This window comes from Actinocorallia lasiicapitis, from assembly GCF_054778695.1.
Genome location: NZ_BAAGZI010000190.1, coordinates 1 through 10,729, shown reverse-complemented (window position 1 = coordinate 10,729; position 10,729 = coordinate 1). Strand labels below are relative to the sequence as shown.

Below are 10,729 nucleotides of genomic sequence, written 5' to 3'. Positions count from 1 at the left end.
GTGGGGCGGCCAGGTCGGCGCGGAGCCGGGGCGCGGCCGAGTCGGCGGCCGAACCGGAGTTCGTGCCGATCAGCCCGAAGAAGACCACCCCGACCACCGCGACACCGAGCGCCGCACCGACCTGCTGGGCGGTGGCGAGCACCCCGGACGCCGACCCGGCGTCGTCGGAACGGATCCCGGCGAGCACCACGCTGGTCAGCGGGGCCAGGAACAGCCCGCCGCCGAGCCCGGACAGGAACATCGGGACGACGAGGTGCCAGCCGGTCAGCCCGGTGCCCTGCCAGTGCAGCATCGCCATGATCCCGGCCTGCCCTGCGACCAGCAGCCCGCCGCCCAGCACCAGGATCCGGGTGCCGAGCCGCTTGGCGATCTCGGCGGAGCGGGCGGAGCCGGCCGCCATGGCGAAGGCGAAGGTCAGGGTGACGGTGCCCGCCTCGACGGGGCTGTAGCCGAGGCCGTTCTGCAGCAGGATCACCAGGATCATGAAGAAGGACGGGACTCCGCTGAAGAAGAGCAGTGAGGCGAGCAGCCCGAGAGTGAAGGGCCGGTGCCGGAACAGCTTCAGGTCGACCAGCGGGCTGGTGGCCCGGCGCTCGATCAGGACGAAACCGGCCAGGAGCAGCGGGCTGAGCGAGATGCAGGCCCACGCCCAGGTGGGCCAGCCCTGGTCACGTCCGACGACCATTGGCATGACCAGCAGGAACAGCCCGACGGTGAGCACGAGCGCGCCCTTGACGTCCAGTGCCGCGGCGCGGGCGGCCCGCGATTCGGGAATGCTCCGCAGCCCGAGGATCAGGGCAGCGATCCCGATGGGCAGGTTGACCAGGAAGATCGAACGCCAGCCTGAGCCGAACAGGTCGGCGTCGATCAGCGCACCGCCGGTGACGGGTCCGAGGATGGTCGCGAGACCGACCGTCGCACCGTAGAACGCGACGGCCTTGGCCCGCTGCGCGGCGCCGAACAGCACCTGGATGATGCCCAGGACCTGCGGGAACATCAGCCCCGACGCCAGTCCCTGGAGCACGCGGGCGCCGATGAGGGACGTCGAGTCGGGGGCCGCTCCGCACAGTGCGGAGGCGACGGTGAAGCCGAACATGCCGAGGAGGAACATCCGGCGGCGTCCGTAGGCGTCGCCGAGCCGTCCTCCGGTCACCAGGACCGAGGCGAACGCGAGGGTGTAGCCGGTGATGACGAGCTGGATCTGCCCGTAGGACGCGCCGAGGTCGGCCTGGATCGACGGGATGCCGACCATCGTGATCGTGCTGTCCAGCATCTGCATGAAAACGGCGGTCAGGGTGACCGCGAGGACGAACCAGGGGTTCGTCGTCCGCTGCGCGGGGGGTGTGGTGACGGCGTTCATGGGTGCCATCCCTTCGTCTTGGGGGGTGACACCTAAATTAATCGAGCGTTCGATTAGTTTCAAGCCCTCGCGGCAGAAAAAATAATCGCGTGCTTAGATAGTGCTCATGGAGACCCCACGCCGTCGCGGCCGCCCCCGCAAGGAGGACGCCGGCGACACCAAGAACCTGCTGCTCGACGCCGCCATCGACCTGTTCTCCCGGAACGGGTTCGCCGGCACGTCGATCCGGGCCATCGCCCGCGAGGTGGGGCTGTCGGAGTCCGTGCTCTACGCCCACTTCGCGAACAAGCAGGCGATCTTCGAGGCGGCGCTCGGCCGGATGGGCCCGCAGGGCGCGACGGCCATGGTCGAGGCCCTGGACTCCGGGCTGCCCGACGACCCCCGCGCCTTCCTCCGGGGCGTCATCGGCTATCTCGTCGAAGCCTGGACGACCCCCGACGCGCTCAAGTTCATGTCCTTCATGGCGCAGGACGGCCTCAGCCACCACCCCGCCTTGGTCGCCGGGATCAAGGAGACCAACCGGCATCTCGCCGGGATCTTCGCCCGCTGGATAGACGAGGGCAGGCTCCCCGCCACCCTCGGCGACCCCGGTTCCCTGGCCTTCGCCGCGCTCGCCCCCATCGGCATGTGCCGCGTCCTCTGGTTCAACGCCGACACCCCCGCCGACGAGCTCGAAGCGGCGAAACAGCGCGCCCTCGCCCACGCCACGACCTTCACCAACACACTGTTCGGCCCGCCCGAGGACAGCACCACCGCTTGACTGGCGGCCATAACCGGCTTGTCAGTAACTCTTCACATACGTCGTCATTCGACCTACTCTGCGCCTGCCGGGAGATCACCTGGCACTCGAGCCCCATCAAAGGAGCACGGCGTTGAGACCCCCACGCATCCTCCGCGCCCTCGTGGCGCTGGCCCTGACGGCCTGCGCCATGACCGCACTCACCGGACCGGTCCGAGCGGCGACCGCCGTCCTGGCCACGCCCGACATCTCGCTGGTCAACACCAAGGCCCACCTCGCGCAGTTCCAGACCATCGCCAACAACAACGGCGGCAACCGCAGGTCGACCTCGGCCGGGTACACCGCGTCCGTGAACTACGTCTACGACAAGCTGGTCGCGGCCGGGTTCACGGTCGTCAAGCAGAACTGCACGTCCGGCTGCACGTCCGGGGCCGGGCCGAACATCATCGCCGACTGGCCCGGCGGCAACGCGAGCAACGTCTACATGTTCGGCGCCCATCTCGACAGCGTCGGGGCGGGGCCCGGCATCAACGACAACGGTTCCGGTTCGGCGACCGTCCTGGAGCTGGCCCTGACGCTCGCCGCGACCAACCCGGCGATGCTCAACCACGCGCGCTTCGGGTTCTGGACCGACGAGGAGCAGGGGCTCAACGGCTCGAAGTTCTACGCGAACGGCCTGCCCGCGGCCGAACGCACGAAGATCAAGGCGTACTTCAACTTCGACATGGTGGCCTCGACCAACGGCGGCTACTTCATCAACCGGATCACCAGCGCGGCCGGGCAGACACTGAAGGCCTACTACGACGCCAACTTCCCCGGCCTCGCGCCGGAGGAGAACGTCGAGGGCGCGGGACGCTCCGACGACGCGTCGTTCAACTCGGTCGGCGTCCAGACGAGCGGGGTGGCCGCCGGGGCGAGCGCCAACAAGACGTCGGCGCAGGTCACCAAATGGGGCGGCACCACGGGCGACTACGACCCGTGCTACCACCAGTCCTGCGACACCAACCCGGGCAACATCAACGACACCGTGCTCAACCGGTCGGGCGACGCGGCGGCCCACGCCCTGTGGACTCTCGCCGTCGGCACTCCCGTCACCAACGACTTCTCCATGGCGACGTCCCCGAACTCCGGCTCGGTCGACCCGGGCAGCTCCCTCACCACGACCGTCGGGACGACGATCACCAACGGCTCCGCCCAGTCCGTCACCCTGTCGGCCAGCGGCCTGCCCGCCGGGGCGACCGCGAGCTTCAGCCCGGCGACGATCAGTTCAGGCCAGTCGTCCACACTGACGATCAACACGACCGGCAGTACCGCGGCGGGCCAGCACGCGGTGACCGTCACGGGGACGGGCGCCGAGGTCACCCGGTCGGCGAGCTTCGCGCTGACCGTGAACGGCCCGGCCGGCTGCACCCAGACCAACGGCACCGACGTCACGATTTCCGACAACGCGACCGTCGAATCACCGATCACGGTCTCCGGCTGCGCGGGCAACGCGGGCGCGGCGTCGACCGTCGCGGTCGGCATCGTCCACACCTACATCGGTGACCTGAAGGTCGATCTGGTCGCGCCGGACGGCAGCGTCTACGTGCTGCACAACCGGACGGGCGGCAGCGCCGACAACATCAACCAGACCTACACCGTCGACCTGTCCAGCGAGCCGGCCAACGGCACCTGGAAGCTGCGCGTCAACGACAATGCCAACTCCGACACCGGCCGTATCGACACCTGGACACTGAACGTCTCAGGTGGCGGAACCCCGCCGGCCACTGTCTGGACCGACACGTTCGAGACCGCGACCGGCTGGACCGTCAACCCGTCCGGCACCGACACGGCCACCGCGGGCGCGTGGGAGCGGGGCGTCCCGCAGGCGACGAACTCCAGCGGCGCCAAGCAGCTGAGCGCGACGGTCTCCGGCACCAACGACCTGGTCACGGGCCGTCTCGCCGGAACCGCCGCGGGAGATTACGACGTCGACGGCGGCACGACCAGCGTCCGCTCCCCGGCGATCACCCTTCCGGCGAGCGGTGTCCTGAAGCTCTCGGCCGCCTGGTACCTGGCGCACGGCACGAACGCCACCACGGCCGATTTCTTCCGTATCAGCATCGTCCACAACGCGGGCACCACGCCCCTGTTCACCCAGGCGGGCGCGGCCACCAACCGCAACGCCGCCTGGACCACCGGCACCTGGGACATCTCCCCCTACACCGGCCAGTCCATCCGCATCCTCATCGAAGCCTCCGACGCCTCCACCGCCAGCCTCCTCGAATCCGCCGTAGACGACCTCAAAATCACCCAGCAATAACCCCACCCGGCGCGCCCGCCCCCCAGCGGGCGCGCCCCTCCAGTCCACTTTCCATCCGGTGCCGGGCCCCCGAGCAGGCCGACCCCAGAAGCGTCCCTTGTCGCACGACCACCACAGACAGAACGCCACCAGGTCTGGCGCACGCGCCCGCATCCCCGAGGCCATCGTTATTTTGGCCGGCTACCTCACGCACTTCATTTCCGGCGCGACGTTCGTCCGGCCACCACCTTGAGCGCGAGCCGAAATCCTCAGCAGTCGCCGCGTTTCGGGCAGTAGCTGATCATCATGGTCCAGCGGACGCCGGGGGCCGCGGTGACCTTGACGGCGAGACCGCCTTGCTGCTCCAGCATGTTCTCCCAGACGTTCATAGTCGGCGCGGCGTTGGTGTCGACGCAGACCTGGGATCCGCCCTGCGGGCCGGCGCCGATCCCCTCGGTGACCTCGTAGGACAGCTTCCCGGCGCCCATGCAGTCGAAGCGGACGACCAGGGTTCCGGGACGAACGGATCTGGTGACCAAGGTCCGGTTTCCGGCGGTCGGCTTGATCGACGCCACCACGTGCTCACCCGGCCATGCCTTGAGGGCGCGCAGCACCAGGATCGGTTTGCCGTCTTCGAGGTAGGTGTAGGCGGGTTGGGACGGTGTTCCCGTGCCCGGCCTCGAGGCGGTCGGCGTCGGGCCGGCGGCCGGCTGATCCCCCGACCGCCCTCCGACGGCCACGGCGACGCCGAGCCCGACGACCAGAAGGAGGCCCACGAAAAGCACGGTAATCCGACGAACAGCCATGAAGGCCCCTAACAGCTCGATAAGCGCCGTAAATCTACCAGGACGACCACGGCGACCAGCGAAGGTTTCATCACGTGATTCGACCGCGCCGAGCGGGGGCTCGACCTGGATGTCCGTATGTACACTTTCCGGACCCCCGAATCGGAAGGTCGTTCCGTTGCGTCGTGTGTTCGTCGCGGCTCTTGTCGCGTTTGCGGTCATGGTCATGCCGCTGTCCGCCCCCGCGTTCGCGGATCCCGATCCCGTCTTCACCGAGATCCGGGTCTCGCTCGACGCCGAGCCCGCCACCGTGACGGCGAGCGCGAACACGACGTTCAGCGGCACGGTCGAAGGGCTGTCCGGCGAGGGCTGGATTCCCGTCTCCGGCCAGGCGGTCACGCTCTGGACGTCCCAGGACGCCCTTAGTTCCACCCAGTACGGCACGAGCGGGGCGGACGGCCGCTACGCCATCTCCTTCGCCGTCCCGCATCATGCCGGGACGATGAACTTGCGGGCCGAAGTGTTCCGCCCCCCGTTCAACATCGTCTACGCCTACCGGGAGGCCACCGTCCTCGCGGCTCCCACGCCTCCGCCGCCACCGAAGCCCGACCCCCGGCTGGACCTGTCGGCGTCGATCAAGATGGATGCCTGGGGCACCATCACCGCGCACGGACGGGCGCATCGCTTCGCCGCCAACGGACGTCAGCCCACCGGCAAGTTCGACCTTCAGTTCTCCCCTGACGGCAAGCGCGGCTGGAAGACGGTCAAGTCGGTGCGCGGCGCCTCCGGATACTCGGTCCTCTACCAGGTGAAGGGCTTCTTCCACGGGCTGTCCGGGTACTGGCGCTGGTCGTTCAAGGGCGACGGCTTCTTCCCCGCGGCGGTCAGCCCGGTCGTCAAGACCTGGCGCTGGGCCACCTACTTCACCGGGTGGAAGGTCGCGCCGAAGAAGGTCCGCTTCCACTCGAAGATCACCATCAGTGGACGGCTCTGGGAGTACTACGCCTCCGGCAAGAAGCGCGGCTTCGCCCGGCAGAACGTGCGGCTGCTGTTCACCTGCAAGAAGACCGGCGGCGGCAAGAAGTGGTTCAGCGACTACGGGTGGGTGAAGACCGACTCCAAGGGGCGTTTCTCCAAGCGGGTCAAGGCCGTCTGCACCGGCAAGGTCGTCGCTGTCTATAACGGGCGCGAGGCCCGCTTCGGCTCCGAGACCAAACTGGTGAACCTCTCGGTGTCGGGTTCGAAGTACCGCACACGCTAGAAGGCCTCCCCCTGGCGTCCTGGCGGTGGATTGTCGGTGGAGGGTGCGAGGGTGGGGGGATGGTGGTGGTGTTCGAGGCCGAGTTGTGGATTTGGGATGCGCGGCGTGAGGAGGGTTGGACCTTTGTCGGGCTGCCTGCTGAGGTGTCCGAGGACATTCGTGAGGTGGCGCCAGGGGCTGCTCGCGGGTTCGGGTCGCTTCGGGTGCGGGCCGCGGTCGGGGGGACAAGGTGGAAGACGTCGATCTTTCCTGACGGTAAGCGGGGGTGTTATGTCCTGCCGGTCAAGCGCGCGGTCCGGGTGGCCGAGGGGCTCGCCGCTGGGGACAGCGCCACGGTGACCGTCGAACTCATCGATCTCTGACGAGCCCCTGAGCGCCGCAGGTTCGTGGGCGACACCTCAGCCGAAGGAAGGTTGCATGTGACTGTGGTCACATTTGGGGTATAGGTAGAACTTTTCCAACTTTTGGGGACTCTGACACCGCACTAGTCGCCGTGCCCTTATGGGCGGCTCCGTGCGGTCGGGACGGACGTCCCGAAAGCGCGACTCCTAGGGAGATTGGAAGAGCTCTCGTGTACAAGCGACTCCTCAGCGGCGCCGTTGCCGCTACCGTCGCGGGCGGCCTGCTCCTGCAGGGCACCCCCTCCTTCGCGGCGCAGGCGGTTGTCGCCGCGCCGGTCGTGGCCAAGGCCCCCGCCAAGCTCGTCGCCGTCTCGGTCACGCCCCAGCGGACCACCGCCGGCACCAAAATCCGGTTCGTCGCCAAAGTCCAGGTGCCGGCCGGTGAGGACGCCAGGGTCTACGCCGAGATCAAGCGGCCGACCGACGTCCTGAAAGTCCGTCTGAAGCCCCGCGCGGACGGCAAGTACATCGGCTCCTGGGTAGCCAGGGGCGATTTCGCCGGAAAGGTCACGTTCCGGCTCGTCGGCAACTTCCCCGACTCGAAGCTCAGCAAGAGCATCGACGTGAAGAGTCGGCCGTCCGTCTACAACGGCAAGGCCACCCCGCCCGAGGTGAACCCCGGCGTCAAGACCACGCTGTCGGCGGCGGTCGTCGGACGCGGCGTCACGTCGGTGACCGCGGTCGTCGGCGCGCCCGGCGACCAGACGAACATCGCGCTGCGCCCGACCTCGAAGCACCGCGGCTGGGCCGTGTGGAGCGGCCGGTTCACCGCGCCCGGCACCGACCAGCAGATCAAGCTGCCGATCACCTATGTGGCGCGCAACAGCCGCGGCACGACCAGGCTCGCCACCGCCGGCCTGACCGTCACGCCGAAGCCGAAGCCCGCCCCGGTCGTGCAGAAGGTCTCCGCGCCCGCGACCTCGGTCGTCTACAAGGGTGGCACCAAGTTCACCGTCACCGCGCAGGCGTCCGACGCTTCCGGCGGCGTGAAGCTCGCCTACTGGGGCCCGGGCACCGCGTACAAGAACATCGACCTGACGCAGGTCTCGCCGGACGTCTACAGCGGCACCGTGGTCGTCCCCGGCTCCGCCAAGAGCAAGATCGACTTCAATGTGAAGGCTTACGGCACCGCCGAGGTCAAGGCCAGCGGCACCGTCGCGGTCAAGAAGGCGACGTGGGTGACGAAGTTCAACGCGTCGCCCGAGCCCGCCAAAAAGGGCAAGACCATCAAGATCTCGGGCGTGCTGACGGGCCTGAACGGCTCCGGCACCGCCTACTCCACCCTCAAGGGCGGCACGGTCCAGATCCTGTTCCGCGCGACCGGCTCCAAGACCTACACCCCGGTCAAAACCCTCACCACCGGCACCGGCGGCAAGGTCTACACCACCGTCAAGGCCACCAGGAGCGGCACCTGGTACGCCGAGTTCGTCGGCACCGGCTACTGGAACCCCACCACCTCCTCCGGCGACTGGCTCCGCGTCACCAGCTAGCCCCTAAAAAAGGGAGTTCCCCATCCCCGGGGAACTCCCTTTCCGCCGTCCGGCGTCGCTCCGTGCGGCTCGGGCGATCGAGGCGCAGCGCGCTGATCAGCGAGTACCTTTTCGGGCGCGCGCGGGGCATGATTCGGTGCGCTGCGGGAGTTCGGCGACGTCAGAAGGGCGGCTCCTCGCTGTAGCCGTCACGGATCGGTTTCCGCTTCGTGGACGCGCGACGCATGAGGGGCCGGGCCGGGGCGCCGATCGTGTGGGCCAGTGCCGCGGCCCTGCTGGAGCCGGTCCGCAGGGCCCGTTCCAGCAGGGGCAGGACCGGGTCTTCGGCACGGGTGACGAGCCACAAGGAGATCCCCGCGTCGATCTCCCATTCCTTCGGCCTCCGGCCGCGGTGGGCGGCGCGCTCCACGATCTCGTGCAGTCGCGGCGTCAGGGGCCGGGCCGCCTTGCCGAGCTCGACGCAGACCCGCAGAGCCGGAAACCTGCGACGCCGGGTGTCGAGCGCGACGGCGATCTCGGCGAGAACGGGTTCGGAGTCACCAGTGATCTTCCACAGGCCGTGGGCCGCGGTCAGCCGGTCCGGGCCCGGATTCTCCGCGAAGACGCGCCGGACCAGTGGGGCGGCATCGGATCCGGCGACGGACTTCAGGGCGCGATGGGCGTTGAGACCCTTGTGGAGCAGCGCCTCGACGAGTTCGGGCAGCGCTGCGTGGGCGAGCGGGCCCCATTGGCGCAATATCTGGAGGAGTTCGCGCGATTCGTCCCGAATGCCGACCGGAGCTTCGCCGATCTGGTCGCTTGACAGGCCGTTCTTCGATGAGGGCACGCTGCCTGAGAATGTGCTTCTCGCCCATCAGGGTGAGCGTGTTCTCGGGTACGTCAAACTCCGGCCGTCGGCGATGCTCGCCTCTCGGGGCCATGTCCAGGAAATTCATGGGCTGGCGGTCGCCGCGGCCTATCAAGGACACGGGATCGGTCGGCGGCTTCTGGCCGCGGCCCGGCAGGAGGCGATCCGTCGAGGATCCCGTCGCGTCACGCTCCGGGTTCTGGGCACCAACACCCGCGCCATCGCCGTCTATAGGGCTGCGGGATATCGCGTCGAAGGCGTTCTGGAAGGCCAGTTCCTCATCGAAGGCCGCTACGTGGACGACGTCCACATGGCCCTCACGCTCACTGCGCCGAACTCGGCGGCGGCAGGCGTGCGGGACGACCGAGCCCGCCTCAGTGGCGGCCCGCGACCGTGTTCGGCTGAGATGACTCTAGGGCTAAGATCTAGCGATTTATTCCCCTATCTAAGTAGGCATCATGCGTCGTCTTGCTTGTGGGCTGACCGCCATTGCCACTGTTATGACGGTGGCCTCGCCGGCCAAGGCCGGTCCCGACGCCTGGCTCGACGTTCCGATGGATCCCGTTGACGAGCATGCCCTCCTCTGGGATGTCGCGGTGACCGGCCCGCGCAGCGCCGTGGCGGTCGGCTCCATCGAGGGCGACGACATCGGCCCGGTGATCCTGAGGTGGGACGGCAGTAGCTGGACGTCCGTCCCCGAGGCCGAACTGCCGGAGAACGCGCGGAACATGGCGCTTGTCGACGTATCGGCGTCGTCGCCGAAGAACGTGTGGGGATTCTGGGGCGACAAGGCGATGCACTGGAATGGCACGGCGTGGAAACTGCTGAAGGTCCCCGGCATCTCCGCCGCTTACGACTCGATCTCCTATGGCGGCCGGAACGTGCTGGTCGCCGGTGACGTCCAGGGCGGGGCTGTGACCAAGTACGTCATGAAGCGGTACGACGGCGCCTGGCATACCGTGAAGAGTCCCGGGATGGTGCTGAGGATGGCGAAGGGCTCCGGCAAGACGATCTGGGCCGTCGGACAACTCAAGCCGCGCACGGGCTCCAAGCTCAAGCCGGGTATCGCCCGTTGGACGGGCAGCAGCTGGCGGCGGGAGACCCTGCCGAAACTCAAGGGTGTGACCGGCGCTTACGAGCTGAACAGCGTCGCCGTCGTCGGGCCGAAGAACGTCTGGGTGACCGGCACCGCCTACAAGGGCGACAAACCGACCGCGATCCTCCTCCGCTGGAATGGTCGGACCTGGCGGCAGGAGCAGATCGGCCGGCACGTAGCCGTGCACGAGGTCGCGCCGGATGGCCGCGGCGGCGTCTGGCTGCGGCTGGGTACCCCGGCGGGCAACTATCTGGCCGACTACAACGGCGGCAAACTCATCCTTCCTTACCTGCAGGGGATCGCCGTGCACACGATGGCGAACATTCCCGGCACCCGGCGAATGCTCGCGGTCGGCGTGAAGTACGGCGTCGGCGCGGCCGGTATCCGCTATGCCCCCTAATGGGAGCTACCGGGTGAGCCTCACTGGCAGACTCGGTGCCTGGTAGCCGCTGGTGAGTGAGCACTCTCA

The 10,729-nt window shown here is 68.3% G+C and carries 10 protein-coding genes; 7 read left to right on the top strand and 3 right to left on the bottom strand.

All coding sequences use genetic code 11. The annotated features are described in order from the left end of the window. Positions 1-1,360, bottom strand: a 1,360-nt coding sequence (locus ACYVE7_RS20360) for an MFS transporter (protein ID WP_460366547.1), incomplete at its 3' end; no start/stop codon positions are given. 106 nt (positions 1,361-1,466) lie between these two features. Between ACYVE7_RS20360 and ACYVE7_RS20355 the strand changes: the two genes are divergently transcribed. Both ACYVE7_RS20355 and ACYVE7_RS20350 read left to right on the top strand, forming a co-directional pair. Then, entirely contained in the window at positions 1,467-2,120 is a 654-nt protein-coding gene (locus tag ACYVE7_RS20355) for a TetR/AcrR family transcriptional regulator (RefSeq protein WP_460366546.1), read from the top strand. Between the two features lie 112 nt (positions 2,121-2,232). Beyond that, a complete protein-coding gene (locus tag ACYVE7_RS20350; protein ID WP_460366545.1) occupies positions 2,233-4,401 on the top strand; it encodes a M28 family peptidase in 2,169 nt (722 codons plus the stop codon). A gap of 248 nt (positions 4,402-4,649) precedes the next feature. Here ACYVE7_RS20350 and ACYVE7_RS20345 read toward each other — a convergent pair whose 3' ends face one another. Then, a complete protein-coding gene (locus tag ACYVE7_RS20345) occupies positions 4,650-5,156 on the bottom strand; it encodes a hypothetical protein (RefSeq protein WP_460366544.1) in 507 nt (168 codons plus the stop codon). 187 nt (positions 5,157-5,343) lie between these two features. Here ACYVE7_RS20345 and ACYVE7_RS20340 point away from each other — a divergent pair, with 187 nt between their 5' ends. The 3 genes from ACYVE7_RS20340 (at position 5,344) to ACYVE7_RS20330 (ending at position 8,317) form a co-directional block, all read left to right on the top strand. Then, positions 5,344-6,426: a hypothetical protein gene (locus ACYVE7_RS20340; protein WP_460366543.1), complete on the top strand. Its 1,083-nt coding sequence runs from the start codon at positions 5,344-5,346 to the stop codon at positions 6,424-6,426. A gap of 59 nt (positions 6,427-6,485) precedes the next feature. Next, the gene (locus ACYVE7_RS20335) at positions 6,486-6,788 is read left to right on the top strand and encodes a DUF1905 domain-containing protein (RefSeq protein ID WP_460366542.1); all 303 of its coding nucleotides are present in this window, start codon (positions 6,486-6,488) and stop codon (positions 6,786-6,788) included. 209 nt (positions 6,789-6,997) lie between these two features. Continuing rightward, entirely contained in the window at positions 6,998-8,317 is a 1,320-nt protein-coding gene (locus tag ACYVE7_RS20330; protein ID WP_460366541.1) for a hypothetical protein, read from the top strand. Between the two features lie 160 nt (positions 8,318-8,477). Here the strand turns inward: ACYVE7_RS20330 and ACYVE7_RS20325 are convergent, their stop codons facing one another. Further along, complete coding sequence (locus ACYVE7_RS20325; RefSeq protein ID WP_460366548.1) at positions 8,478-9,143, bottom strand: hypothetical protein; 666 nt, start codon at positions 9,141-9,143, stop codon at positions 8,478-8,480. Between ACYVE7_RS20325 and ACYVE7_RS20320 the strand changes: the two genes are divergently transcribed. Beyond that, the gene (locus ACYVE7_RS20320; protein ID WP_460366540.1) at positions 9,085-9,732 is read left to right on the top strand and encodes a GNAT family N-acetyltransferase; all 648 of its coding nucleotides are present in this window, start codon (positions 9,085-9,087) and stop codon (positions 9,730-9,732) included. The two genes, ACYVE7_RS20325 and ACYVE7_RS20320, sit on opposite strands and share 59 nt — an antisense overlap. Beyond that, positions 9,671-10,660: a hypothetical protein gene (locus ACYVE7_RS20315; RefSeq protein ID WP_460366539.1), complete on the top strand. Its 990-nt coding sequence runs from the start codon at positions 9,671-9,673 to the stop codon at positions 10,658-10,660. Before ACYVE7_RS20320 ends, ACYVE7_RS20315 begins: the two co-directional genes overlap by 62 nt. Positions 10,661-10,729 lie beyond the last annotated feature (69 nt).